Annotated in this window: 24 protein-coding genes; 9 read left to right on the top strand and 15 right to left on the bottom strand. The window is 63.2% G+C overall.

Going from position 1 to position 23,549, the window contains the following annotated elements; genetic code table 11:
• Positions 1–198: 198 nt before the first annotated feature.
• The 5 genes from NKJ17_RS25995 to NKJ17_RS25975 form a co-directional block, all read right to left on the bottom strand.
• Positions 199–1,062: a patatin-like phospholipase family protein gene (locus tag NKJ17_RS25995; protein WP_352690716.1), complete on the bottom strand. Its 864-nt coding sequence runs from the start codon at positions 1,060–1,062 to the stop codon at positions 199–201.
• Positions 1,059–2,471, bottom strand: a complete 1,413-nt coding sequence (locus NKJ17_RS25990; protein ID WP_352508901.1) for a M16 family metallopeptidase — start codon at positions 2,469–2,471, stop codon at positions 1,059–1,061. The genes NKJ17_RS25995 and NKJ17_RS25990 overlap by 4 nt, the downstream gene beginning before the upstream one ends.
• Before the next feature lie 4 nt (positions 2,472–2,475).
• On the bottom strand, positions 2,476–3,840 hold the full coding sequence (locus NKJ17_RS25985) for a M16 family metallopeptidase (protein ID WP_352508900.1): 1,365 nt from the start codon (positions 3,838–3,840) through the stop codon (positions 2,476–2,478).
• A gap of 98 nt (positions 3,841–3,938) precedes the next feature.
• Complete coding sequence (gene rsmD / locus NKJ17_RS25980; RefSeq protein WP_352508899.1) at positions 3,939–4,493, bottom strand: 16S rRNA (guanine(966)-N(2))-methyltransferase RsmD; 555 nt, start codon at positions 4,491–4,493, stop codon at positions 3,939–3,941.
• Positions 4,474–6,399 carry a pseudouridine synthase gene (locus NKJ17_RS25975; RefSeq protein ID WP_352690712.1) on the bottom strand — a complete coding sequence of 642 codons (1,926 nt, stop codon included), beginning with the start codon at positions 6,397–6,399 and terminating at the stop codon, positions 4,474–4,476. The genes rsmD and NKJ17_RS25975 overlap by 20 nt, the downstream gene beginning before the upstream one ends.
• A gap of 76 nt (positions 6,400–6,475) precedes the next feature.
• On the opposite strand from NKJ17_RS25975, the gene NKJ17_RS25970 reads away from it, so the two are divergent.
• Positions 6,476–6,928 (top strand): nucleoside deaminase, encoded by a 453-nt coding sequence (locus NKJ17_RS25970; protein WP_352479909.1) that lies wholly within the window; start codon positions 6,476–6,478, stop codon positions 6,926–6,928.
• A gap of 71 nt (positions 6,929–6,999) precedes the next feature.
• Here the strand turns inward: NKJ17_RS25970 and NKJ17_RS25965 are convergent, their stop codons facing one another.
• Together NKJ17_RS25965 and ileS are read right to left on the bottom strand one after the other, a co-directional pair.
• A complete protein-coding gene (locus NKJ17_RS25965; protein WP_352508897.1) occupies positions 7,000–7,680 on the bottom strand; it encodes a hypothetical protein in 681 nt (226 codons plus the stop codon).
• Between the two features lie 195 nt (positions 7,681–7,875).
• Positions 7,876–10,866 carry an isoleucine--tRNA ligase gene (gene ileS, locus NKJ17_RS25960; protein WP_352479907.1) on the bottom strand — a complete coding sequence of 997 codons (2,991 nt, stop codon included), beginning with the start codon at positions 10,864–10,866 and terminating at the stop codon, positions 7,876–7,878.
• A 359-nt stretch (positions 10,867–11,225) separates the two neighbouring features.
• On the opposite strand from ileS, the gene NKJ17_RS25955 reads away from it, so the two are divergent.
• Positions 11,226–11,600 carry an Xre family toxin-antitoxin system antitoxin gene (locus tag NKJ17_RS25955; RefSeq protein WP_352479906.1) on the top strand — a complete coding sequence of 125 codons (375 nt, stop codon included), beginning with the start codon at positions 11,226–11,228 and terminating at the stop codon, positions 11,598–11,600.
• Between the two features lie 2 nt (positions 11,601–11,602).
• On the top strand, positions 11,603–12,037 hold the full coding sequence (locus NKJ17_RS25950) for an RES family NAD+ phosphorylase (RefSeq protein ID WP_352479905.1): 435 nt from the start codon (positions 11,603–11,605) through the stop codon (positions 12,035–12,037).
• Between the two features lie 16 nt (positions 12,038–12,053).
• On the opposite strand, the gene NKJ17_RS25945 is transcribed toward NKJ17_RS25950, so the two are convergent.
• Both NKJ17_RS25945 and NKJ17_RS25940 read right to left on the bottom strand, forming a co-directional pair.
• Complete coding sequence (locus tag NKJ17_RS25945; protein WP_502896144.1) at positions 12,054–12,860, bottom strand: MipA/OmpV family protein; 807 nt, start codon at positions 12,858–12,860, stop codon at positions 12,054–12,056.
• 199 nt (positions 12,861–13,059) lie between these two features.
• Positions 13,060–13,965, bottom strand: coding sequence for an alpha/beta hydrolase (locus NKJ17_RS25940; RefSeq protein ID WP_352690708.1), 906 nt, complete (start codon positions 13,963–13,965; stop codon positions 13,060–13,062).
• A gap of 350 nt (positions 13,966–14,315) precedes the next feature.
• Between NKJ17_RS25940 and NKJ17_RS25935 the strand changes: the two genes are divergently transcribed.
• The gene (locus tag NKJ17_RS25935) at positions 14,316–14,870 is read left to right on the top strand and encodes an HdeD family acid-resistance protein (RefSeq protein ID WP_352690706.1); all 555 of its coding nucleotides are present in this window, start codon (positions 14,316–14,318) and stop codon (positions 14,868–14,870) included.
• A gap of 141 nt (positions 14,871–15,011) precedes the next feature.
• On the opposite strand, the gene NKJ17_RS25930 is transcribed toward NKJ17_RS25935, so the two are convergent.
• Positions 15,012–15,995, bottom strand: a complete 984-nt coding sequence (locus NKJ17_RS25930) for a bifunctional riboflavin kinase/FAD synthetase (RefSeq protein WP_254817425.1) — start codon at positions 15,993–15,995, stop codon at positions 15,012–15,014.
• A 9-nt stretch (positions 15,996–16,004) separates the two neighbouring features.
• Positions 16,005–16,865, bottom strand: a complete 861-nt coding sequence (locus NKJ17_RS25925) for a TIGR01459 family HAD-type hydrolase (protein WP_352508895.1) — start codon at positions 16,863–16,865, stop codon at positions 16,005–16,007.
• 230 nt (positions 16,866–17,095) lie between these two features.
• Here NKJ17_RS25925 and NKJ17_RS25920 point away from each other — a divergent pair, with 230 nt between their 5' ends.
• The gene (locus tag NKJ17_RS25920; RefSeq protein WP_352479901.1) at positions 17,096–17,728 is read left to right on the top strand and encodes a LysE family translocator; all 633 of its coding nucleotides are present in this window, start codon (positions 17,096–17,098) and stop codon (positions 17,726–17,728) included.
• Positions 17,729–17,734: 6 nt separating this feature from the next.
• Here the strand turns inward: NKJ17_RS25920 and NKJ17_RS25915 are convergent, their stop codons facing one another.
• Together NKJ17_RS25915 and NKJ17_RS25910 are read right to left on the bottom strand one after the other, a co-directional pair.
• Positions 17,735–18,559 (bottom strand): DUF2189 domain-containing protein, encoded by an 825-nt coding sequence (locus NKJ17_RS25915; RefSeq protein WP_352508894.1) that lies wholly within the window; start codon positions 18,557–18,559, stop codon positions 17,735–17,737.
• Between the two features lie 141 nt (positions 18,560–18,700).
• Positions 18,701–19,405, bottom strand: a complete 705-nt coding sequence (locus tag NKJ17_RS25910) for a glutathione S-transferase family protein (RefSeq protein WP_352508893.1) — start codon at positions 19,403–19,405, stop codon at positions 18,701–18,703.
• A gap of 106 nt (positions 19,406–19,511) precedes the next feature.
• Between NKJ17_RS25910 and NKJ17_RS25905 the strand changes: the two genes are divergently transcribed.
• Positions 19,512–19,877: a winged helix-turn-helix transcriptional regulator gene (locus NKJ17_RS25905; RefSeq protein WP_352508892.1), complete on the top strand. Its 366-nt coding sequence runs from the start codon at positions 19,512–19,514 to the stop codon at positions 19,875–19,877.
• A gap of 278 nt (positions 19,878–20,155) precedes the next feature.
• On the opposite strand, the gene NKJ17_RS25900 is transcribed toward NKJ17_RS25905, so the two are convergent.
• On the bottom strand, positions 20,156–20,605 hold the full coding sequence (locus NKJ17_RS25900; RefSeq protein WP_352508891.1) for an SgcJ/EcaC family oxidoreductase: 450 nt from the start codon (positions 20,603–20,605) through the stop codon (positions 20,156–20,158).
• A 62-nt stretch (positions 20,606–20,667) separates the two neighbouring features.
• Here NKJ17_RS25900 and NKJ17_RS25895 point away from each other — a divergent pair, with 62 nt between their 5' ends.
• Both NKJ17_RS25895 and NKJ17_RS25890 read left to right on the top strand, forming a co-directional pair.
• Entirely contained in the window at positions 20,668–21,123 is a 456-nt protein-coding gene (locus tag NKJ17_RS25895) for a MarR family winged helix-turn-helix transcriptional regulator (protein WP_352508890.1), read from the top strand.
• A 126-nt stretch (positions 21,124–21,249) separates the two neighbouring features.
• Entirely contained in the window at positions 21,250–21,765 is a 516-nt protein-coding gene (locus NKJ17_RS25890) for a CAP domain-containing protein (protein ID WP_352508889.1), read from the top strand.
• Between the two features lie 43 nt (positions 21,766–21,808).
• Here the strand turns inward: NKJ17_RS25890 and NKJ17_RS25880 are convergent, their stop codons facing one another.
• Complete coding sequence (locus tag NKJ17_RS25880; RefSeq protein ID WP_502906570.1) at positions 21,809–22,975, bottom strand: bifunctional helix-turn-helix transcriptional regulator/GNAT family N-acetyltransferase; 1,167 nt, start codon at positions 22,973–22,975, stop codon at positions 21,809–21,811.
• Positions 22,976–23,193: 218 nt separating this feature from the next.
• Here NKJ17_RS25880 and groES point away from each other — a divergent pair, with 218 nt between their 5' ends.
• On the top strand, positions 23,194–23,490 hold the full coding sequence (gene groES, locus NKJ17_RS25875) for a co-chaperone GroES (RefSeq protein ID WP_006203049.1): 297 nt from the start codon (positions 23,194–23,196) through the stop codon (positions 23,488–23,490).
• The last annotated feature ends 59 nt before the right edge of the window (positions 23,491–23,549 follow it).

Here is a 23,549-nt window from a genome sequence, read left to right as displayed (position 1 = left end):
CTGTTTCATCGCGCTCGTGTCCTCGAATGGCATCCCGAACCCCCCAGCGCAAAGCGCGCCAAACTGTTCGCGATGTCCTCGCACAGCTGTTCGCGATGTCCCCGGTCCAAACACCCCCTTGAGGGGGAGATGTCCGGTAGGACAGAGGGGGGCGCGAAGGAACGTAGGCATCTGAGATTCAAGCTGCCGGCACGCGCCCTACACCGTCCGCTGCCTGCCCGCGACCGCAGCGTCTTCCCTCGCCTTCAGCGCCTGCTCCACCTCGCGCTTCAGCTCGTCCTTGATCGCAACCGTCTCGGCCATCAGCGCCTCGACCTTCATGAAGTCGAGCACCCGGTATTTCGACACCGCCGGCCGGACCAATATGTCGGGCCGGCTCTGGTTCAGCTTGCTGTCGATGATCGACTGCATCATCAGCTGCGTGGCGCCGAACATCAGGTCGACGGAGGTCGGGAATTTGCGGCCGGCCTCGGCCGGCGCGCCGACCACGTCGACGGCAATGATGATGTCGGCATCGAGCTCGATCAGGTCGAACGGCACGGGATTGTAGATGCCGCCGTCGATCAGCATCCTGCCGTCGCGCATCACCGGGCGGAACACCGCCGGAATTGCCGCCGAGGCGGCCAGCGCCGAAGGCAGTTCGCCTTCGGCCAACACCGCGAGCTTGTGGCCATAAAAATCCGTTGCCGTCACCTTCAGCGGTATTTTGAGTTCGGCGAAGGTCTCGGGAATGGCATCGGGCAGGAACGCCTTGAGGATGCGCTCGACATTGAACTGGCTGACCCGCAGGCCGCCCTGCATTGCCTCGGCAAAAGTGCCGGGCCGCGCCCGCCACATGCGCGTCGCCACCTCGGCGCGGCGGCCGAGGATCGAGCGCGCATAGTCGTGGATGTCCTTGCCGGTCATACCAGAGGCCATGCCGGCGCCCATGATGGCGCCGATCGACGAGCCGGCGATTGCCGCCGGCCTGATGCCCAGCTCGTCAAGCGCCTCGATAACATGGATATGCGCCAGCCCGCGCGCGCCGCCGCCGCCAAAGGCGATGCCGAAGCTAGGGCTCATCCCTTGTTGGCCGCGCCTAGCTTCGGCCCGACCACCATGACGGCCGGCTCGGCGGAGAGCAGCTTTTTCGCCACCGCTTTCACCTGGTCCTGCGTCACCGCGTTGATCAGGGCGGCGCGGCGCTGCATGTAGTCGATGCCGAGCTTGCCGAGCTGGATCTCGACCAGCGTTGAGGCGATCGCGCCCGAGGAATTCAGATTGTTGATGGCATAGGCACCGATCATGTATTTCTTGGTCGCCGCCAGCTCGGCTTCGGTCGGCCCCTCCTCGGCCATGCGCTTGACCACGTCGCGCACCACGGCCAGCGTCTCGGCCGCCCTGTCGGCGCGGGTCGAGGTGGTGATGGACAGCGCCTCGGAATGCTGGTGGTCGACGAGGTCGGAGCTGACGCTGTAGGCCAGGCCGCGCTTTTCGCGCACCTCGTCGAACAGCCGCGAGGTGAAGGTGCCGCCGCCGAGGATCTCGTTCATCAGCACCGCGGCGAAAAAATCCGGCGCATTCCGCTTCACGCCGGGATAGGCGAGCTGCAGCGAGGCCTGCGGCTGGTCGTACACGACCTCGAGCTGCTGACCAAGCTTCAGGTCGATGTCGGGAACGGGCGTCAGCGCCTGCTTTTCCGGCAAGCTGCCGAACACCAGGTCGAGCTTCTGCTTCAGCGTCTCGGCATCGATGGCGCCGACCACCGCGACATGCAGGCCGTCGCGGGCGAAATTTGCCTTGTGGAAGGCGCTGAGATCGGCCGGCGTGATCGTCGCGATGCTCTGCCTGGTGCCCTGGTCGGGTCGCGCATAGGGATGCCTGCCATAGATCGCGTCCAGCCATTTGCGTTGGGCGAGCGTATCGGGATCGCGCTCGCTGGCGATGATGCCGGACAGGATTTGCGCGCGGATGCGGTCGATCGGCACCTGGTCGAAGCGCGGCTGGTTGACCGCCACGCGCAGCAGGTCGAAGGCGCCGTCGCGCTGGTCGGCCAGCATGCGCATCGAACCGTAAATGCCATCGCGCTGCGCATCGAAGCTCATCTCGGCGCCGACCTCGTCAAGCTTGATCTGGAAGGCCTCGCTGTCGAGGTTGCCGGCACCTTCGTCGAACAGGCCGCTCATCAGATTGGCAAGCCCTTCCTTACCGGGCGGATCCTGCGTCGCGCCGCCATCGAAAACGAAGCGGATGGCGACGATCGGCACCGAATAGTCCTCCACCAGCCAGGCGGTAATGCCCTTCGGCGAGGTCACCTCCTGGATGTCCATGGCGGCGCGAGCGGAAAGCGCCGGCAGGACGAGGAAGACGAGGGAAAGGAACAGGGTCGCTAGAATCTGGCCGGCGTGCTGGCGCTTCCCTTCTCCCCCTGGGGGAGAAGGGGAGGAGCCCACGAGGGGAGAAGGCAGAGCGGGACCATGCTGGCTCATCATCACATCAATTCCCAGCTTGGGTTTGCGGCAGAAGATAGCCGGTCGTTGCGTGGTCGAGATTGAGATAGCGGGCAGCGACCGCCTTGACCTGGTCGGCGGTGACCTTGCGGATGCGGTCCGGCCATTGCTGAACGTCCTGGACGTTGCCGCCGGTGGCGAGCGTCGAGCCATAGATGTTGGCCATGTCCTCCTGCTTGTCGCGGGCGAAGATCATCGAGCGTACGAAACGGTCCTTGGATTTTTCCAGCTCGTCGCTGGTGACGCCGTCTTTGGCGATGCGGGCGATCTCGGCGTCGACCGCGGCCTCGACGTCGGCAAGCTTGGCATCGCCGCGCGGCGCGCCGTAGACGGTGAAATTGGTGTCGTCGAGCATGGTGCCCTGGAAGAAGGCGCCGGCCGTCGCGGCGATGCCTTGCCTGACGACAAGCTCCTGGTAGAGCCGGCTGCGGTTGCCGCCGCCGAGGATTTCGGACAGCACGTCGAGCGCTTCGGCTTCGCCGGGCTTTGCCGTGTGATAGGACGGGACCACCCATTGCGTGGTAAAGCTCGGCACGCTGACGCGCCCGTCGGTCAGCGTCACCGTACGCCTGGTGTTCTGTTCCGGCTCGACCGGGCGGATGCGCGGCGGCAGATCCGGGCCGCGCGCGACCTTGCCATAGGTCTTTTCGGCCAGCGCCTTGACCGTTTCCGGCTCGACATCGCCGGCCACCACCAGCACGGCGTTATTGGGTGTATAATATTTGTTGTAGAAGGCCATCGCGTCGGTGCGGTTCAGCTTCTCCATCTCCTGCATCCAGCCGATGACCGGGATGCGGTAGGGCTGGTTCTGCCACAGCGTGGCATCGACTTCCTCGTCGAGCACCGCCTGCGGATTGGAGTCGATGCGCGAGCGGCGCTCCTCGAGGATGACGTCGCGCTCCGTCTTGATGACATCGTCGTTGAGGATGAGATTGCGCATGCGGTCAGCCTCGAAGCCCATCATCTCACCGAGCGCCTGCGGCACCACCGTCTCGTGAAAGGCGGTGTAGTCGTAGGAGGTGAAGGCGTTGTCCGAGCCGCCGATGGCGGCGACGGCGCGGTCGAGTTCGCCGGCCGCATGGTTGCTGGTCGCCTTGAACATCAGATGCTCGAAGAAATGGGCGATGCCGGACTTGCCCGGCGGCTCGTCGGCGCTGCCGATCTTGTACCAGACCATATGGGTGACGATCGGGGCGCGGTGATCGGGGATGACCACGACCTCCATGCCGTTGTCGAGCAGGAAATCGGTCACGACGCCGTCGTCGGGATTGTTGCCCGCCAGAGCCGGCGCGGCCATCACCAGAGCCAGCCCCAAGAGCGTTGCGCGTAGCCATTCAGCCTGAAATGTCATAGATGGCTCCGGTTTGGTGGTGGGACGATAGGCGGGGTTGCAGGTCGAGGCAAAGCGAATTGTGCGTCATTTTGAAGGCGCCATCGCGGACACCGAACTCAGGCGGCCTCGATGAACCGGATGACCGTCTCGCCATAGTTGCGCTCGTCGACAACCGAGAAGCCCGGCCCTGCCTCTAACAGCGCCGCCGTCGCTTCCTCGACGACGCAGAGCGCGCCGGGGGCGAGCCAGCCGCCGGCCTTGGCCGAGCGCAAGGCCCGTTCGCCAAGGCCTTTGCCATAGGGCGGATCGGCGAAGACCAGGCCGAATGCGGCGATGGTGCCCGCCTCGCCCAGGGCCGTCGCGTCGCGGCGGAATATCTTGGTGCGGCCGGTGAGGCCGAAGGCCTCGACATTGGTGCGGATCAGGCCGCGCCCCTCGGCGGATTCTTCGATGAAGACAGCGTAGGAGGCGCCGCGCGACAGCGCTTCGAGGCCGAGCGCACCGGTGCCGGCGAACAGGTCGAGGACGCGCGCGCCGTCCAGTCTTTCGGGAAAGCGATGCGCCAGCACGTTGAAGACCGCCTCACGCGTGCGGTCGGTCGTCGGGCGGATGGCAAAGGTGCGGGGCGTCGCCAGCGGACGCCCGCGAAACTCACCGCCGACGATCCGCATTGCTTCCCTTCGGGCCGCCGCGCGGCCGGTCGCCACCGCCATCCTGACGCTCGCCGCGTGGCTTGCCGAACGGCTTTGCACCGCCGCCTTGCGGCTTGCCGCCGGGCTTGCCGTAAGACGGCTTGAACGAGGCCTTGCGCGCCTTGTTTTCTGCCGCCTTGGCGGCGTCTGCCTCCGCCCTGCCCTTGCCGATCGGCCGTGCGCCCGGCGCCATCCAGACATTGGCCTTGCGCTGGCCCGGCGGCTCGATCGGCCGCTGCTCCCGTTCGGATTTCTTGCCACCGAAGCCGCCACGAGGCTTGTCGCCACGGGGTTTGTCCCCGAAGTCGCTGCGTTCAGGTCTGGGGCCACGCTCGCCAAAGCTCTTTTTCGGCCCAAAGCTCCTGTCGGGGCTTGTCGACAGCTTGCCGAGCGCTTCGTCGCGGCTGCCTTCGCGACGCTTGCGGTTCTTGATCAGGCCGCCCTCGCCGATCGGCCGGCGTTCGCCGTCGCGGTTGAATTTCGGCCGCTCGGGCTCCTCCTCCCGCTCACGCCTGACCGGCTTGTTGGAAAATGGCTTGGCGATATCGGCGTCGAAATTGGCGCCGGACTCTTCGACCAGACGCTCGCCGAGTTGGTCGCGCAGCACACGGCCCTTGATCTCCAGCACATGGCCTTCCGGCAAATCATCGAGCTGGAACGGCCCGTAGGAAATGCGGATCAGCCGCGTCACGTCGAGACCGAGCGAGCCCAGGATGTTCCTGACCTCGCGGTTCTTGCCTTCGCGCAGGCCGAGTGTCAGCCAGGCGTTCGAGCCCTGCTCGCGGTCGAGCGTCGCTTCGATGGCGCCATAAAAGACGCCGTCGACGGCAAGGCCTTCGCGCAGGCCGGCAAGCGCGCTTTCCTCGACCTTGCCGTGGACGCGCACGCGGTAGCGCCTGAGCCAGCCGGTGGCCGGCAGTTCGAGGACGCGCGACAGGCCGCCATCATTGGTGAGCAGCAGGAGGCCTTCGGTGTTGATGTCGAGCCGGCCGATGGTCATCAGCCGCGGCAGCCCGGGGGGCAGCACATCGAAGACGGTCTTGCGGCCTTCGGGATCGCGGTTGGTGGTGACCACGCCGGCCGGTTTGTGGAACAGGAACAGCCTGGTGCGCTCGATCGGCGGGATCTCCATGCCGTCGAGATGGATGATGTCGCCGGGCATCACGTTGAAGGCCGGCGAGGACAACACCTTGCCATTGACCTTGACGCGACCGGCCGCAATCAGTTCCTCGGCGTCGCGGCGCGAGGCCAGGCCGGCACGCGCCAGCCGCTTGGCAATGCGTTCGCCGGCTTCTTCCGTTAGCTCGACGCGACGCGGGCGCGGCTTGAAGCCGCCGTCCGACCCCGCCCGTGCCGTTTGTCCACCTTGCGGCCGATCGCCGCCAAAATCACGCTTGGGACGATCGCCGAAGTCACGCTTGGGACGGTCGAAGCGCCATTCGCCGTGCTCGCCTTCGGCAGTGGCCGGCCGGTCGCCGCGCGGCGCGTAGGGCTTGCGCGGACCTTCGCGCTTCTCATAAGGCTTGCCCTCCGGACGCGGCCCTTTGCTGAACGGCCGGTCGCCGCCCTTGAAGTCGCGCTTCGGCGGTTCGCCTTCGGCCGCCGCTGGCCGGTCGCCGCGCGGTGCGTACGGCTTGCGTGGACCCTCGCGCTGTTCATAAGGCTTGCCTTCCGGACGCGGCCCTTTGCTGAATGGCCGGTCGCCTTTGAAGTCGCGCTTCGGCCGTTCGCCTTCGGCCGCCGCCGGCCGGTCGCCGCGCGGAGTGTAGGGTTTTTTGGCGCCGAAGGACGGCTTGCCGCCCTTGCCGGGAGCGCTATCGCGACCACGCGGCCCTGCCGGCTTCGGGCCGGCCTTGCGCGGGAATTTCTTGTTTTTGTCGTCCATGTGGCCTTTGCTCGTTTGCGCGGGTAGTAACAGGATCGCGCTCTAGTGGCGAGGAGATAATCGGAATGGAAACCGCGTGAAGCGGCAGGATTTCATGGCGCTGGCGCTGAAAGAAGCCGAAGCCGCCGCCCAGCGTGGCGAGGTGCCGGTTGGCGCGGTCGTCGTCGGCGGCGATACGGTCGTTGCGAGTGCCGGCAACCGCACCCGCGAGTTCGCCGATCCCACCGCTCATGCCGAGATGCTGGCGATCCGCGAAGCCTGCCGCAAGCTTTCCAGCGAGCGGCTCAGCGGCCACGATCTCTATGTGACGCTGGAGCCGTGCGCCATGTGCGCCGGCGCCATCTCCTTCGCCAGGTTGCGCCGGCTCTATTTCGGCGCTGCCGACGAGAAGGGCGGCGCAGTGGTCAACGGCGTTCGCTTCTTCACGTCACCGACCTGCCACCATGTGCCCGACATCTATCCGGGCATGGCCGAGAACGCTGCGGCAGCGCTGCTGAAAGACTTTTTTCGCGAGCGACGCGGACCCTGATTTTCCAGTCCGGCAGACGGTCCAAATCCAAGTCAGCCAATCCAGGCAAGAACGTCTCTGGCGCTGTCAGGCTACCAAGGCAGCCAGTCGAACATGCCGCCGCTCTTGCTCTTGGCGGCCGCCTCCTTCTTGAGGCGGCGTTCCTTCTTGTACTCATCCTCGCCGAGGTCATCCACCGGCGCGGTGGGGGCGGCGGCGCGGTATTGCACCGGCGGCTCGCTCAGATATCTGCGGGTGGTCGGGTCGCCCTGTTTGCCTTCAGCCAGACGGCGCTTGACTTCCGCGGCGCGGCCCTTGTCCGACTCCGCTGGAGTCCAGGCCGGCGGATGGCTCGAAGCCGACTGCGCCATCGCGGCCTTGACGGCCACCGGGTCGGTCTGCACGTCATCGACAATCTGCGCCTGGTAGGCCGGGTCGTCCTGATGCAGGGTGGCATCGGCGCGCAGGCGGGCACGGCGCTGCTCCGGCGATTCGGGCCATTCGGCACTTGCCGTCTCGATGCTTTCCTGGGGCGGCGGCAACACTTCCTTCTGCCCCGGCCCTGGCTTCACCAGCGTGGGGCGCGGCTTGTAGTCGATGTTGTTCTTGCGCTTGGGTGCAAAGGAAAAAGCCCCAGTGAGGTCGTCGGCAAGCTGCGAGGCAGCAGGCTTGTCGGTCCCGTAAGTGGGCGAGCCCATGCAGCCGGACAAGGCGAGGCCCGATACGACAAGCGGCGCCAGCAGCGCAACGCGCGCGTAAGTTCTCTCGGTCATGCCAAAAAGTCCCACTGTAGACAGCCTCTCGATTGCCGCCGGCCAAAGAAAGGTCCGGTCCCCGTCGCCTATGCTCTTCCGACGGAATTCCGGCGACAATTTGTCGTCCGGAGTTTCGCGTGTTTACCTCAACCACTCGTTAAGGGCAACGCGCCGGGGCCGATCGGCTGCCCGCCGTGGCATTTGTGCACCGCCTTAGAGGCGGCTCAAAGCCTTGAGTTCATGCAGGACAGCGGCGTCACGGGCCGAAACATCCGGGAATTCCGGATCTGAGCCGACATCGGCGGTGTAGCGCCAAGAGCGCGCGCACTTCACCAGGCCGCGGTTCTCCGCCTTCTCGACGACCACGGCGACGCCTTTAACGTCGTCGAGGGTAAAGCTGCCCGCCGGCGCCTTGCCGTGCACGATTACCAGATCGCTGGTGATCGCCATCTCGGCCATATCGACATCGGCGATCGCCGCTTCGAGCGCGGCATCGTCGAGGGTGACGACCGGCACCGCTTCCAGCGAAGAGCCGATGACCTTCTGCGCGCGGGCGATTTCCAGCGCGCCGGTGACGACACGGCGGACCTGCCGCACCTTGCGCCACTTCTCCGCCAGCGCCTCGTCCTTCCAGTCCGCCGGGATTTTCGGGAACTGGTCGAGATGCACCGAGACCGCATCCGGATGACGGTCGAGCCAAGCCTCTTCCATAGTGAAGGGCAGCATCGGCGCCAGCCATTTCACCAGGCAGTCGAAGAGATGGCGCACCACCTGCACGGAAGCCTTGCGCTTCACGCTGGAAGGCGCTTCGCAGTAAAGCGCGTCCTTGCGGACGTCGAAATAGAAGGCCGATAGCTCGACCACCATGAAGTCGAGCAGCGCGCGGGTGATGCGCTTGAATTCGAACGCGTCGTAGCCCGAGCGTACGACTTCATCGAGTTCGGCGAGCCGGTGCAGCATCAGCCGCTCCAGCTCCGGCATCTTGTCCAGCGGCACCTCCTCGCCGTCGTCATGGGCGAGTGTGCCCAGCATCCAGCGGATGGTGTTGCGCAGCTTGCGGTAGGCGTCGATATTGGTCTGCAGCACGTTCTTGCCGAGCCGTTGGTCTTCCCAATAATCGGTCGTCACCACCCACAGCCGCAAGATGTCGGCGCCGGACTGCTTGATGACGTCCTGCGGCACGACCGTGTTGCCGAGCGACTTCGACATTTTCCGCCCCTCCTCATCCATGGTGAAGCCATGGGTGACAACGGTGTCATAGGGCGCCCTGCCCCTGGTGCCGCAGCTTTCGAGCAGCGACGAGTGGAACCAGCCGCGATGCTGATCGGAGCCTTCGAGATAGAGGTCGGCCGGCCATTTCAGGTCGGGCCGGTCCTCAAGCGTGAAGGCATGCGTCGAGCCTGAATCGAACCAGACATCGAGGATGTCCATGACCTGCTGCCATCTCGAGGCATCGTGATTGCCGAGGAACCGCTCCTTGGCGCCGGCGGCGAACCAGGCGTCGGCGCCTTCTTTCTCGAAGGCGTCCATGATGCGCTGGTTGACTGCCTCGTCGCGCAGCACGTTGCCGTCGGCATCGGCAAAGACGGCGATCGGCACGCCCCAGGCGCGCTGGCGCGACAGCACCCAGTCGGGGCGCTCCTCGATCATGGCGCGGATGCGGTTCTGGCCGGCGGCGGGCACGAAGCGGGTATCGTCGATGGCTTTCAGCGCGCGGCCGCGCAGCGTCGTGCCGTCGCCAAGCTCCTGGTCCATATAGACGAACCATTGGGGCGTGTTGCGGAAGATGATCGGCTTCTTCGAGCGCCAGGAATGCGGATAGGAGTGCTTCAGGCGGCCGCGCGCGAACAGCGCGTTGCGCTTGATCAGCTCGTCGATGACAGCCTGGTTGGCGTTGCCCTTCTTGCCATTGTCGTCGATGACGCGCGCCGCTCCACCCTCGCGGTGCGGGCCGAAGCCCGGCGCGTCCTTGGTGAAGAAGCCGGCATCGTCAACGGTGAAGGGGATCGCAGTGTCGATGCCGCGCTGGCGAAGGTCAGAGGCGGCATCCATCCAGGCGTCAAAGTCTTCGCGGCCGTGTCCCGGCGCGGTGTGGACGAATCCGGTGCCGGCATCGTCGGTGACATGATCGCCGGCGAGCATGGGCACGGGAAAATCGTAGCCGCCACCCAGACTTTTGAGGGGATGCGAAAGCGTAAGATTTTCAAGCTCTTCGGCGCCAACGTTGCGAAGCCGATTCAGGGTGACCTTGGCCTTCGCGGCAGCGTCGTCTGCAAGTTTCTCGGCAAAGATCAGCTTTTCGCCGGGCTGGGGACCAAAGGCGTTCTCGGCCGCTGTAACCTCATAGAGACCATAGTTGATGCGCGGCGAGTAATTGACGGCGCGGTTGCCGGGGATTGTCCACGGCGTCGTCGTCCAGATGACGACGCTGGCATCAAGCAGATCGAGCGACGTCTGCGTCAGCTTGGGATCCAGGGCTGGCTGTCCATCCTCGATGTTGATGACCTGGCGAGCGAGGCTGACGACCGGAAACTTCGCCCAGATCGTGTCCGACTCATAGTCCTGGTATTCGACCTCCGCCTCGGCCAGCGCGGTGCGTTCGACGACGCTCCACATCACCGGCTTGGAGCCGCGATAGAGCTGGCCGGACATGGCGAATTTCAGCAGCTCGCCGGCGATGCGCGCCTCGGCGTGGAAAGCCATCGTCGTATAGGGATTGTCGAAGTCGCCGACGACGCCGAGGCGCTGGAACTCGGAACCCTGCACTTTGATCCAGTGCGCCGCAAACTCACGGCATTCCTGCCGGAACTCGTTAACCGGCACCTCGTCCTTGTTCTTGCCCTTGGCGCGGTACTGCTCCTCGATCTTCCATTCAATCGGCAGGCCGTGGCAATCCCAACCGGGTACATAGTTCGAGTCATAGCCGCGCATCTGAAACGAGCGGGTGATGACGTCCTTGAGGATCTTGTTCAGCGCGTGGCCGATATGGATGTTGCCATTGGCGTAAGGCGGGCCGTCGTGCAGCACGTATTTTTCGCGGCCGGCTGCGTCTTCGCGCAACTTGCGGTAAAGGTCCATGTCCTGCCAGCGCTTGACCAGCAGCGGTTCCTTTTCCGGCAAACCGGCGCGCATCGGGAAATCCGTCTGCGGCAGGTAGAGCGTTTTGGAATAGTCGATCGTCTCGGCGGTCTCGGTATCAGTCATTCGTCTGCCATATGCGTTGCCGGCGGCAAAAGAGCCCGGGCGTTGAAGTTCTTCGCTTTGACGCATATCGTCTTCCCAAAACCGGACCCACTTTTGGGCGATATGCGTTGATGATCTGGAAAAAGCGCGAGAGGCCGCGCGCAAGATTCCCGGCGGCCCCGGCGGCGGTCAAGCCGCCCGGAACACCGGGCCTGTAATTCGTATCGCAGTCGCGAGAAGGCGCGAAAAGCTCGTCATGGCTGGGCTTTTAACCGAGACAGGCGATATTGAAAAGCCCGAACTCTGATGCTTCCTTGCGTTAGGTGCCAATTGCGCATACATTTGTAGGCAAATGGCCTGCAGTGCCAAGGAAACAATTCATGTCGGTCGCAGCAAGGGCAATTCGCGCAACACGCGACTTTTCCGTCCCTACGGACAAGATCGATCATCTGCGCAGTCTGGGTTTCAGTAGCGAAGAACTCTATCGTATCGTTGCCCCCCGCCGCACGCTGGCGCGTCGCAAGGAACATGCCGAGCCGCTTTCGCCAGCTGAATCCGACCGCGCCCTGCGCCTTGAACGCATCGCCGAGCAGGCGGATCGGGTATTCGGTAGCCATGAGAAAGCCCAGCGTTGGCTGAGAAGCGAGATCATAGCATTGGATGGTGCAAGGCCGATCGATCTCCTTGAGACAGAGACCGGCGCCCACGTCGTTTCCGAAGAGCTTATCCGTATCGACTTTGGCATGCTTGCCTGACGATGCGCATCTGGCGCATCTCCAGTTTCGCGGATCTCTCGGGTCGTGGCGGAACGCTCGTTGATGGAAGATGGAACAGGCGCGGAATGCCCATCGTCTATTGCACCGACCACCCTTCGACGGCACTGCTGGAGATACTGGTGCATGCGACGCGCGAAACCGTTCCGGAAACCTACCAGCTTATCGAAATCGACGTTCCGGACGGAATAGAAATGACCGAACCGGTTATTCAGGACGGCTGGGACAAGGACATGGAATCGACACGGCGACAGGGCACGGACTTTCTCTCGGCCAATCGTTACGCGCTCATGAAAATTCCTTCGATCATAATGCGCAAGGCAAACAACTATCTGCTCAACCCGACCCATGACGATGCGTCACGCATTACGATTGCGGGCCTATACCATTATCCGTTCGACAGCCGTTTGATCAAATGAGCCGACGCCCGCCCGCTCACATCGAGAAATCGAAGCGGTAGGTTGTCGACACGCCGATCGTGAACTGGTTGCGATCGCCGCGCTCCTTGACCAGGCTGGAATCGCCGGCCGGGCCCATCAGGCGGGAATATTCGCCGAACAGACTGGCCGTCATCGGCTCGGTCACCTTCCAGGTCACCGCGCCGCCCAGGCCCGCCGACTTCACCCCGCCACCGGGATGATATTCGCTGAGCCCCGAGGCCAGGGACTCCTCGGCATCAACGCCGTAATAGGCGTCGAAATAGTCCGATGAGGCGAATGAAACGCGCGGCCCGCCCGAAATCCTGACATCGGGCGTCACATCGTAAAAGGCGTCGGCGGCGATGTCGGCGACAAAGCCGTTATGGGCGCGAATGCCATGCCGCAATTCGGCGCGGGCACGCAGCCAATCCAAAGGATAGAATTCGAAGAAGCCGCCGGCCTCGCCGCCCCAGCGCACCGGGTCGAGGCCCTTCAACTCGTCGGCATCACCACCGTCGCGGGAAAACAGGAACTTGCCTGTCAGGCCGGCGCGGACGCCGCCATCGTCGATCAATGCCAACGAGATATTGTCGTTGCGCGAGGTGAAGCGCGCCGCGGGACCAGCTTTGCCGAGCGAGATGATCGGCGAGGCGCTGAGCAGGTACTTTTTGCCGCCTTCGAAATTCGGGGCAACCATGCCGGTGGCGCCGACCGTCAGGTACCAGTCTCCGGACATCCAGCCAAAGGTGCCCTCGCCTGCCTTGGCAACGCCGCAGGCGCCGAGCATGAATGCGGCCAAGACCGTCGGGACAGACCGCATCATTACTCCATACCTCGAACGCGTTGACGAACACTATCAGCCTTTATCCAAGCCATGGCGCCAGTTCGGTAAAATTTGACTTAATGTCCGTAACGTTGGCGGCATTGGCCGGGCTGTTTTCCGCATTGCAGCGAATTGTACTGGCGCACCAAGATTCCAGATCAAGACGTTTGGAATGCGCCAGCAGCTGCCTCGGCAGGGGTTATAAATATTCGCGGGCAAACATGCCCGCGCTGTGAAGAGCGCGCCGACCGGCACCCAGCCCCGCATTCCAAACCGGCCAAGCGTGAATCATATGCGGCCAAATTTCGAGACGTACTTTGACGTCAGCCGCGCCAGCGGCTTCCGCGAGCCGAGTTGCGTCCGACAACAGCGTCTCGGCCGAACCGACTTGTATAAGCATTGGGGGAAATCCGCTCAGATCGGCGAACAAAGGCGAGATCAGCGGATCGCGCCGACCAACGCCATTGGGAACATAGGCGGTTGCCAGTTCCCCCAAATACGCCCGGTGGATGATAGGGTCGATTGCGTCCTTGGTTGATAGTGTCGCGCCGGACATCGAAAGGTCCGTCCAGGGCGAACACAGCCAAAGACATCGCGGCAACCGCTCGCCTGCCGTGCGCAATATACTGACCAGGCACAGGGTGAGATTGCCGCCCGCACTGTCTCCCCCAACCACGATGCGATCCGGCGCGATGCCTTGCCGCCTCAGAAAGCGCCATGCGGTGAGTGCGTCTTCATGTTGCGCAGGGAAAGGATGTTCCGGCGCGCGTCGATAGTCGATCGCGAGGGTGCGCATTCCCATTGCCCGACCTGCCTCGGTCACCATTCGACGATGACTTTTAAGAGAGCCGGAGCAGTAGCCGCCACCGTGGAAAAAGAGCAGAATCTTATCCCTGTCACTGCCAGGCGCCAGGGACCACTCTCCCTCGAGGCCATCGAAAACCACATGCTCGCATCGGATGTCCTCCGCGACCGGCCAGACCGAACCGACTTCGTCGAGCCGTGCCCGGCGTTCGTCCCAGCGGACCGTTCGTGGTTTTGACGTCAACAGCCTGCGGATGGCATTGATCTCCAGCAGTTCGCGGTGTTCGTCCATATCGCTCATTTTGCTTCCCCAGCCTCATCAAGCGTAGAAAACGGTATACAGCAGCAGCCGCACGTCATCGATAAAGGGCCAATTCCAGCGCTGGCAATTTTTCGTTTCACTTGCGCCATGGCGAATACACGGGACGACGGGGGTCGCCCGTAAACCCGCTTGTCATCTTTTAGCGCTGGCCCACCGCTGCACACGATCGAATATTCCATCTGGTATTTGGCCGCTTCGGATAAAAAGCGAAGGTCTGGCAAGCGGATCGCTCGGGAGTGTTGCGCTCACAGCCTGCTCGCTGGACGGGCAAGGCGATCGGCGCTACCTTTCGGAACAAAGAAGCTAGGCAACCTTGACGGAGAAGGGCAATGACCGTGCACAGCGATGCCATGAAAGACGCCATTGGCCAGACGCGGGCGAAGTGGGGATGGTTCGTCGCGCTCGGGGTGCTGCTGCTCATCTTCGGCGGCATTGCTTTCGGCAATCTGTTCATCGCAACCGTCGCCTCGGTTTATGTCGTCGGCTGGCTGATGCTGATGGCCGGCATTGTCGAGATCATCCATGCCTTCGGCGTGAAGACATGGGGCCGCTTCTTCTATTGGCTGCTCAGCGGGCTTCTCTACGCCGTCGCCGGGTTCTTCGCCTTCTACAATCCACTGCTGGCCTCGGCGGTGCTGACATTCCTCCTGGCGGTCGCGCTGCTTGCCTCAGGCGTGCTCAGGGCCTGGGTCGGCTACAGCCACCGGCCGCAGCCGGGCTGGGGCTGGGTGGTCACGGCCGGCGTCATCAGCGCGGTGGCGGGACTGGTCATCGCCATGGGTTGGCCGTTCAACAGCGTGTGGGTGCTCGGCCTGTTCCTAGCCGTCGACCTGATTTTCCAAGGCTGGACCTTCATTGCCGTCGGCCTGGCGCTGAAGAGATAAATTGTGATCGACATGGCGGATTGCAGGACGCCGACAGGTAATGCTCGTCGTTCATTTCTATCGCATACCTTCGAGATTGGCTGAAATCCCCAGCTTCATCATCCCAGGGCGAAGCGACGCGGACGACGACGGCGCGGGTTGTCAAAACGCGATCGCGCGGTCCAGCCCGGAAAGCGGCCTGACGCCGGCGAGCAGTGCCTTCGCCTCGGCCTCGTCACGCTTCATCTGGGCGACCAGCGCGTCAAGCCCGTCGAACTTCACCTCCGAGCGCAGGTAGCCGAAGAAGGACACGGCACAAATCTCGCCATAGAGGTCGCCGGAAAAGTCGAAGACGAAGGTCTCCAGCAATGGCGCGCCATTGTCGTCGACCGTCGGCCGGCGGCCGAAGCTGGCGACGCCATCATGAAGGGAACCGTCGGCGCGGCGGAAGCGGACGGCATAAATCCCTTCCTTGAGGGTGGCTTCCGGCGAAAGCCTCATGTTTGCGGTCGGAAAGCCGAGTGTCCGGCCGAGCTGCTGGCCGCCGATCACCTCCGCCTCGACGGTGAAACGGTAGCCGAGCAAGCCGGCGGCCTCGGCCACATTGCCCTCGCACAGCAGCGTGCGTATGCGGCTCGACGACACCACCTCGGCGCTTTCGTCGCGAAACGCATCGACCAGCGTGACGCCGAAGCCGTGGCGCTCGCCGGCAGCCATCAGATAGGCCGGACCGCCCTGGCGGTCCTTGCCGAAATGGAAATCGAAGCCGGTGACGGCGTGGCTTATGCCGAGGTTGCGCTCGAGCACGCCGGTGACGAAAGCCTCCGCCGACAAGGAGGCGAACTCGCGTGTGAACGGCTGCTCGACCAGCGCCGCAAAGCCCAGATGCGACAACAGCCGCGCCTTCATCGGCGGCGGTGTCAGCACGAACAACGGCATGTCCGGCCTGAAAACCTTTCGCGGATGCGGTACGAAGGTCAGCACCAGGGCGGGTACGCCGCGACGCTCCGCTTCGGCGCGCGCGCGTTCGAGCACCGCCTGGTGGCCGCGGTGGACGCCGTCGAAATTGCCGATAGCCACCACGCCGCCGCGCAGATGGGCCGGCAGCGGTGCGGTTGCGGAAATGCGTTCGAACATTGCCGTCATGGCTTGAACCTATTGCAGTCTGGGAATCACCGCGACCGGCCTGTAGCCGTATTTTTCCAGAAAGGCCGCGAGCCTAGCCGGATCCGGCTGCAGCGTCTCACCGTAATCGCGGGCATGGATGCCGCCCGATACGTAGAGCACGTCGAAGCCATTGTCGGCCGCGCCCTTGATGTCGGTCATCATGCCGTCGCCGATGGCCAGAACTTGCGAACGCTCGACCGGGCGGCCGAGAATGACGGCGACCTCCTTCATGGCGACGTCATAGACCGGCGCGTACGGCTTGCCGGCGATCAGCGTGCGTCCGCCAAGCTGTGCGTATTCGCGGGCCAAAGCGCCTGCGCACCAGATCATGCGTTCGCCGCGCTCGACGACGATGTCGGGATTGGCGCAGATGAAGGGCAGGTTCCTGGCACGCAGCCGCCGCAGAAGATCGGCATAATCTTCCGGCTTCTCCACCTCGTCGTCGAACAGGCCGGTGCAGACCACGCCGGATGCTTCGAACTCCTCGACGAGCTCGACGTCGAGGCCCTCATAGAGCGTGAAATCCCGATCGGCGCCTATATGGAAGATCTTTCGCGGCCCTTCGACGATCAGATCGCGGGTAACGTCGCCGGACGTTACGACACGGTCATAGGCAGCGGGAGGAACGCCGATGGCGTTCATCTGCGCCACCACGTCGGCGCTGCGGCGCGGCGAATTGGTGATCAGCACGACAGGTATTCTCGCCGCGCGAGCAGCGATCAGCGCGGCAGCCGCCGCCGGGAAATGCCATTCGCCATTGTGCACCACGCCCCAGACGTCGCACAGTATGGCTGAATAGGCTCCCGACAAGTCTGCGAGCGAACCGATGATGTCGGGCGAATCCGCCATGCCGTTGTCCCTGTACCATGATGCTTGCAAGCGCCGCGACCGACGGTCCGTAGCGGCCGGCCCGGATTAACCGAAGCGCTTCGCCCTGTCACCAGCTTTCATTGTGTCCGCAAGATTGTCGTCCGGGAACTAAGGCAGGAGGCCCGGCGCACTGGCGCAAAGGCTCCTGCCCTCATGCCCTTGCGGATGATGGAAGCATGTGGTGAGTGTTCCCATCCGGAGATGCGCTCTTGCCTGAACCCGCCAACCACCTTGCCTTCGCGCTGGTCTGCCTCGGCATGGTGCTGACGCCCGGCCCGAACATGATCTATCTGATCTCGCGCTCGCTGTCGCAGGGGCCGAAGGCCGGGCTGATCTCGCTGGGCGGCGTGGCGCTCGGTTTCTTGTTCTATGTGCTGTCGGCGGCGTTCGGCATCACCGCGCTGCTGCTCGCCGTACCCTTTGCCTATGATGTGCTGCGCCTTGCCGGCGCGCTCTATTTGCTGTGGCTCGCCTGGCAAGCGGTGAAGCCCGGCGGGCGCTCGCCCTTCCATATCCGCGAACTGCCGAAAGACAGGCCGCGCAAGCTGTTCGCGATGGGCCTGATGACCAACCTGCTCAACCCGAAGGTGGCAGTGCTCTATCTGTCGCTGCTGCCGCAATTCATCAGCCCCGGCAAGGGCCACGTGCTGTCGCAGCTTCTAGTGCTCGGTGCCACGCAGGTAGCGATCAGCCTGACCGTCAACGCCATCATCGCGGTGACGGCCGGCTCGATCGCGGTTTTCCTCGCCGGGCGGCCCTTATGGATGGTGATCCAGCGCTGGATGATGGGCACGGTGCTGACCGCGCTGGCCGTCAAGATGGCAACCGACGCGCAACGCTGATCGGTCCTACATCGGCCGCCTGACCTGCTCCGCCCGCTCCGGTTCGACCACCCTGCGATAAAGATGCCAGGTCGCGTGGCCAAGGATGGGCATGACGACGGCAAGCCCGGCAAATAGCGGGATCGAGCCGATGACCAGGAGCACGGCGACCATCAGGCCCCACAGCGCCATCTGCAGCGGGTTTGTCAGGACGGCGCGCGCCGACGTCTCGACTGCCGAGACCGCGCCGACATCGCGGTCCAGCAGCAGCGGAAAGGCGACGACGGTCGTCGCCAGAACGATCGCGGCGAAAGCGAACCCGGCCAGGTTGCCGAGCAGGATCAGCTTCCAGCCCTTGCTGGTCGTCAGCACCTCGCGAATAAAGCCGGCAATAGAGGCCGGAGGCTGATTGCCGTACAGGCCGGTGTAGATCGACTGCGCGGTGAACAGCCAGAGCAGGAACAGTACCAGCAGCATAATACCGATGACTGCAATCGCGGGGAGCGCCGGCGAGTGGCGCACATCGAGCGCATGCCACCAGGATGTATCCATGCCGAACTCGCGCCGGCGGCTGATTTCGTAAAGGCCGATAGCCGCGAACGGACCGACCAAAGCGAAGCCGGACATCAGCGGATAGATGAGCTGGATGGCGTTCGAGCCCGAGGTCCACTGCGTCAGGATCAGGCCGACCACCGGATAGATCAGGCACAGGAACACATAATGCGACGGCTTGGCCCAGAAATCCTCGACGCCGAGACGGAGCGCATCAATCAGATCCTCGGTGCTGATGCGGCGCACCGTGGGCTGTACATGCATTCCACGTGCATCAGCCATGACATGAAAGCCGGCCATAACCTTTCTCCCGTGTGTCGGGGCGGTCACCGCCAGGATGGCCGCCTGCAGCTGCCACTTCAAGAACGGTGACATGATAGCCGATCTGGGCGTGCTTGTCGCCAGCGCCCGGCGCCAGGGCGCCGGGCGCTGAGCGAACAGTTACGCCGCGAAGCGATCGATCACCTCGGCCAGCGGCAAGTGACCGAAGCAAGCGCCTGACCCGGCGAGCTTTTCGCCAGCCTCGACAGCGAGCGCGTATTGCACGGCCGGATCGGCTTCGATGCGGCGGCGTAGCGCCGCCAACTTTGGGTAAGCGGCGCCGTCGACCGCCTGGTGGAATTCCGCCCAGCGCGCCACGCCGATCAACGTGGTGTCGGCAAGCGTCAGCCGCTCGCCGATCAGGAAATCCGTGTCGAGGATCATCGCCTCAAGCTGGTTATGGCGGTTGGTAACGACCTTGCGGCCGAAATCACGTAAAGTCGCCAGCAGCACCGGTTCGGCCGACTCCATTTCATATGCCGCCCAGAGCGGGGTGAAGGCGGCGGTGAAGCCGGTGTTTATGAAGGCGACCAGCTGGTGCATCCGGTCGGCCTCCGGCGAGCGAGGATCGAAGCTGATACGGCGTTGCGTATCGCGGGCTTCGAGCCAGGCGGCAATCGCCATGGTCTCGGTGAGTACCCTGCCCTCGTCCGTGATCAACACCGGCGTTTCCTGACGGCCGTTGATGCTGGCATAGGCCTCGTTCTTCATCTCAGTGAGCATGTCGACACGACACAGGCGATAGGGTTGTCCGAGGCGTTCAAAAGCAGCGACAAGCCCCATCGAACTTCCCAGCGGGAAGCCGTAAAGGAGAATAGGTTCCATTTCTTTGTCTCTTCCATGTTAGGGGTCACGCTGCGCAGCGAAACTTGACCCTAAACGCTGGTCGCCCCATGTAAATTAGGCACTATTCTGTAACCAGGTCCCCGCCATGAAAGATGTCGTCTCACGCTGCCCGATCGAGGAGACCATGCGTGTGCTCAGCGGTCGATGGCCCACCTTGCTGCTCTATTATCTCAAGGATGGTACCAAGCGCTTCAGCGATTTGAGGCGTGACAACCCGGCAGTGTCGCACCGCATCCTGGCGCTGGAACTGCGCAAGCTGGAGGAAGCCGGGATCGTGCGGCGAACGGCGCATGTCGGCTATCCGCTACACGTGGATTACGACCTCACGGAGCCCGGCCTCAAGCTTGTGCCGCTTATCGACGCCCTGGGCGACTGGTGGGAACATACCGAAGACGATCGGGCCGGCCGGGTTTCATCGACGCCGGAAACCAAACTCGTGGCGGCGGAATAGCCGACCGGCGATCACCGCGCCGCAAAGAACTGCCGGCGAGAGCCCAGCGCGCGCCAAGCCGTTCATACATTAGATCCCGCAAGACCAAGCGACCGGCTTATATGGCGCGCCATTGTGGCCGGCCAAACCGGGCAAGGCGCGGGCCATCCAGCACCAACTCCTGTAGCATGGCTCGCCAATCCCGATTCACCTGACCCGCCGTTCGATCTCATTGCCCGATCAGATCGGCTGACCATGCTGGATGGCTGTCGCTTTCGACTCTGACGTGAATGAAGAGCCTACTTATCCTCTTGAAGTTTCTCCTGAGACTTTGCCATTTGATCGTCTCCAAGTTCCATATTGTGCATCGTTGCAATCAACCATTCATCGTGATCCCGCGTCGCCACTACGCTGATTAATCCGAGCCGACGCGGCCATTCGTTTCCCATCGGATCGAGTGCGCCAGTCATGGACCACCGCAGGTCGAGCGTGGCAACATCAGGGCGAACAAGCCTGTTCCGCACGCTTTCCGCGGATAGGTGGCTGTGCTTGAACATCTTCTCAAAAATTGGGGCATGGAACTGCTCGATCTTGTCACGTCCAGTCGCCTGCATACCGAAGACGTTTGTAAATTCGGCATCTGCCGCGAATACGGCGGCAAAGGCGCGAGCATCGTGACGATTCCAAGCTTCGATCAGCCTGTGCGCGACACTTTCCACCCCTTCAGTTCGGACGTTGCCGGCAGCCATGCTGACCTCCTGTCATATAGTTCGGTTGCCATACTATATGGACACCATATAAGTTTGGAAAGATGGATAATCCGCCATACACGCAGTCTCTGCTTCTCTATGCTTATCAATCGTCGGCGAGCGCTTTGGTCCAGGTTCTCCGGGAGAGCGGCCATTCGGCAATCAAGCCCAAACACGGCGCTTTATTCGCCAACATCGACGCGGAGGGAACCCGACCCAGCGTCCTCGCAGAGCGTGCGGGCATTGGCAAAGCATCGATGGGTGAGTTGATCGATGAACTGGAGCGCCTCGGTTATGTTCGGCGCTCGCATGATCCGAACGACCGACGGGCCAAATTAATCGTTGCAACTGACGCGGCGCTTGCGGTGATCCGGACCGTCCACGATTTCAATCAGCGTCTCGAAGACCAATACCGGAGGCTGCTTGGTGCTCAGGCGTACGAATCGCTCCGGTCGTCACTGCAAGCGATATCCCCCAGAGAAAATTTGCAACCGAGGATACCTCGCCAGCGCTCGTGAAGCCGCAGAGATGGGGCAAAAGAAACTGTCTGTCCGTGCCTGACTGGTATCGAGCCGGAAACCATCATCACGCATTTTCACCGCCCCGCCCGGCAAAAGCCATGATCGCGCTTATGTCAGGCGGGCATGACCGTTACGAAAATCGAAAATTATGGGGCCCAACCAAGCCTAAGCAGGCGCGTGCTGCTCAGAGCTGCCGGCCTTGGCGCCCTTGCCGGGCTCGTCGCCTGCGCCACCGTGCTGCCCACCGGCGAAGGCGCCGGTGTCTCTGCCTCCGCCGCTGGCACGCTGGCCGGCATCCGCGCTTCGGCGGGTCTCGGGCCGCTTGTCCCCGATGCGCAGCTCGAGCAGGCAGCGCTGCAGCAGGCCGGCTATATGGCGCGCGGCGGCCGAATGAACCACACCACCGGCTGGGGCAAGGACTTTGCCTCGCGCGTCAAAGACAATGGCATTGCCGGCGCTGCCGCCGAAAACATCGCCGAAGGCCGCTTCGACCAGCAGAAGCTGTTTGATATCTGGGTGCATTCGCCAGGCCACCGCCGCAACATGCTCGACCCGCGCTTCACCCGCTTCGGTCTCGCTTACGTGCGCGACGGCCGCGACAGCACGCTTCGCTACTGGTGCCTTGTGCTCGGCAGATAACTTCCGCCATTTGGTCGGCGGAAGCCTGCTGACGACCGATTCGTCAGTCTTTGCGGCCGCCGCCGAGCAATTCCTCGATGTCCTGCGCGCAAACCGGCCTGCTGAAATGATAGCCCTGCATTTCGTCGCAATTGTTCCTGCGCAGGAAAGCAACCTGATCATCTGTCTCAACGCCCTCGGCGATGACCCTCAGGTTGAGATTTTGCCCCAATGAAATCACCGCGCTGGCCACGGCCTGATCGTTCTCGTCGGCGGCGAGATCCTTGATAAAGGACTTGTCGATCTTCAGCCGCGCCACGGGAAAGGTCTTGAGTGCGCTGAGGCTGGAATAGCCGGTGCCGAAATCATCGATCGAGATCTGGACACCCAGGCTTTGCAGGGCGTTCATGGTGGCGACCGCCAGCTCGATATCCTGCATGTAACCCTTGGTTCGAGCAAAGCCGATGCATTCCTCGACCAGCCGCCTGCCGATGCCGAGACCGCGCGCCGAAGGCTCGACATAGAGCAGGCGCAACTTCGCCACCGCGTCCGACTGGCGCACGACGAAGACCGAGCCGACGACCTCCCCTTCCCGCTCGGCGATCCAGCTGCGTTCCCATTTCGGATCGAAGGATTTGACGAAGGCACCAAGGATTTCGGCGACCAGCGCTTCATAGGTTTCGTCCCAGCCATATTCCTGCGCGTAGAGCAGGCCCTGGCGATGGATGATCCAGCCGATGTCGCCGACTTGCAGAGACCGCAGCATATAGGGAACTTTGGGCTCGGCACTTCCGCCCAGCAGACGCTGCACCGTCTGCATGGCCCTGACCAGCCTGTCCTGTTCGGCAGCCGAAAGCCGTTCGAGCAAAGCCGCGACCTGTTCGTGCGAACCCTGGTTCAGCGGCGCGAAGGCCTGCCGCCCGGCCTTGGTCAGCGCGATCGACGAGCGCCGCGCATCCGCCTCGATCGTGGCGCGCTCGACCAGATCACGCTCCTCGAACTTCTTCAGCAGCCGGCTGAGATAACCGGCATCGAGGCCGAGATCGCGCGCAAGCTCGGTGGCGGTCAGGCCATCGCGATGCGCCAGCTCATAGAGCACCCGGGCTTCGGTCAGCGAGAAGTCGCTTTTCAGCAAGCCTTCCTCGAGCAACCCGATCTGGCGGGTGTAGAAGCGGTTGAAGGCCCGCACCGCGTCGATCCGCTCCTTGCCTGGGTGATGATGAATGGTCATGGCATCCTCCTGCCCGGCAAGATCAGCCATTTAGTTGACTTAGTCAAGTATCCGTTTGAAGCAATCGTCCTGAGAATGGTCACCGGGCGTCTTGACTCGCGCGGGCTGCCAGCCTATTTCAGCGCCACGTTAGCACTCCCCCAAGATGAGTGCTAACCACATGTCCGGCGCCGCCGGACGGAGGAACTGTTCTCACCATTCTCATCGAGGAATAAAAAATGGCAAAGTCGAAGTTCCGCCCGCTTCATGACCGCGTGGTCGTTCGTCGGGTCGAATCCGAATCCAAGACCGCGGGCGGGATCATCATCCCCGATACGGCTAAGGAAAAGCCGCAGGAAGGCGAGATCATCGCCGTCGGTTCCGGCGCCCGCGACGAAGCCGGCAAGCTCGTCCCGCTGGACGTCAAGGCCGGCGACCGCATCCTGTTCGGCAAGTGGTCGGGCACCGAAGTCAAGCTCAATGGCGAAGACCTTCTGATCATGAAGGAATCCGACATTATGGGCATCATCGGCTGAATATCGGCCTCACCCTCATTTAAATCTTCGGGCTTAATCCAAGCCCCTGCCAGGAGCTG

It is taken from the genome of Mesorhizobium sp. M0208 (genome assembly GCF_040322015.1).
Taxonomy (GTDB): domain Bacteria; phylum Pseudomonadota; class Alphaproteobacteria; order Rhizobiales; family Rhizobiaceae; genus Mesorhizobium.
The sequence above is the reverse complement of the archived record's forward strand: the minus strand, read 5'-3'. Positions and strand labels throughout refer to the sequence as shown.

Excerpts from the sequence above, each read along its gene's own strand:
- NKJ17_RS25995 (WP_352690716.1), bottom strand. The coding sequence starts at position 1,062 with ATGAGCCCTAGCTTCGGCATCGCCTTTGGCGGCGGCGGCGCGCGCGGG.
- NKJ17_RS25990 (WP_352508901.1), bottom strand. The coding sequence starts at position 2,471 with ATGATGAGCCAGCATGGTCCCGCTCTGCCTTCTCCCCTCGTGGGCTCC.
- NKJ17_RS25985 (WP_352508900.1), bottom strand. The coding sequence starts at position 3,840 with ATGACATTTCAGGCTGAATGGCTACGCGCAACGCTCTTGGGGCTGGCT.
- rsmD (WP_352508899.1), bottom strand. The coding sequence starts at position 4,493 with ATGCGGATCGTCGGCGGTGAGTTTCGCGGGCGTCCGCTGGCGACGCCC.
- NKJ17_RS25975 (WP_352690712.1), bottom strand. The coding sequence starts at position 6,399 with ATGGACGACAAAAACAAGAAATTCCCGCGCAAGGCCGGCCCGAAGCCG.
- NKJ17_RS25965 (WP_352508897.1), bottom strand. The coding sequence starts at position 7,680 with ATGACCGAGAGAACTTACGCGCGCGTTGCGCTGCTGGCGCCGCTTGTC.
- ileS (WP_352479907.1), bottom strand. The coding sequence starts at position 10,866 with ATGACTGATACCGAGACCGCCGAGACGATCGACTATTCCAAAACGCTC.
- NKJ17_RS25955 (WP_352479906.1), top strand. The coding sequence starts at position 11,226 with ATGTCGGTCGCAGCAAGGGCAATTCGCGCAACACGCGACTTTTCCGTC.
- NKJ17_RS25950 (WP_352479905.1), top strand. The coding sequence starts at position 11,603 with ATGCGCATCTGGCGCATCTCCAGTTTCGCGGATCTCTCGGGTCGTGGC.
- NKJ17_RS25945 (WP_502896144.1), bottom strand. The coding sequence starts at position 12,860 with ATGATGCGGTCTGTCCCGACGGTCTTGGCCGCATTCATGCTCGGCGCC.
- NKJ17_RS25940 (WP_352690708.1), bottom strand. The coding sequence starts at position 13,965 with ATGAGCGATATGGACGAACACCGCGAACTGCTGGAGATCAATGCCATC.
- NKJ17_RS25935 (WP_352690706.1), top strand. The coding sequence starts at position 14,316 with ATGACCGTGCACAGCGATGCCATGAAAGACGCCATTGGCCAGACGCGG.
- NKJ17_RS25930 (WP_254817425.1), bottom strand. The coding sequence starts at position 15,995 with ATGACGGCAATGTTCGAACGCATTTCCGCAACCGCACCGCTGCCGGCC.
- NKJ17_RS25925 (WP_352508895.1), bottom strand. The coding sequence starts at position 16,865 with ATGGCGGATTCGCCCGACATCATCGGTTCGCTCGCAGACTTGTCGGGA.
- NKJ17_RS25915 (WP_352508894.1), bottom strand. The coding sequence starts at position 18,559 with ATGGCCGGCTTTCATGTCATGGCTGATGCACGTGGAATGCATGTACAG.
- NKJ17_RS25910 (WP_352508893.1), bottom strand. The coding sequence starts at position 19,405 with ATGGAACCTATTCTCCTTTACGGCTTCCCGCTGGGAAGTTCGATGGGG.
- NKJ17_RS25905 (WP_352508892.1), top strand. The coding sequence starts at position 19,512 with ATGAAAGATGTCGTCTCACGCTGCCCGATCGAGGAGACCATGCGTGTG.
- NKJ17_RS25900 (WP_352508891.1), bottom strand. The coding sequence starts at position 20,605 with ATGGCTGCCGGCAACGTCCGAACTGAAGGGGTGGAAAGTGTCGCGCAC.
- NKJ17_RS25895 (WP_352508890.1), top strand. The coding sequence starts at position 20,668 with ATGGATAATCCGCCATACACGCAGTCTCTGCTTCTCTATGCTTATCAA.
- NKJ17_RS25890 (WP_352508889.1), top strand. The coding sequence starts at position 21,250 with ATGACCGTTACGAAAATCGAAAATTATGGGGCCCAACCAAGCCTAAGC.
- NKJ17_RS25880 (WP_502906570.1), bottom strand. The coding sequence starts at position 22,975 with ATGACCATTCATCATCACCCAGGCAAGGAGCGGATCGACGCGGTGCGG.
- groES (WP_006203049.1), top strand. The coding sequence starts at position 23,194 with ATGGCAAAGTCGAAGTTCCGCCCGCTTCATGACCGCGTGGTCGTTCGT.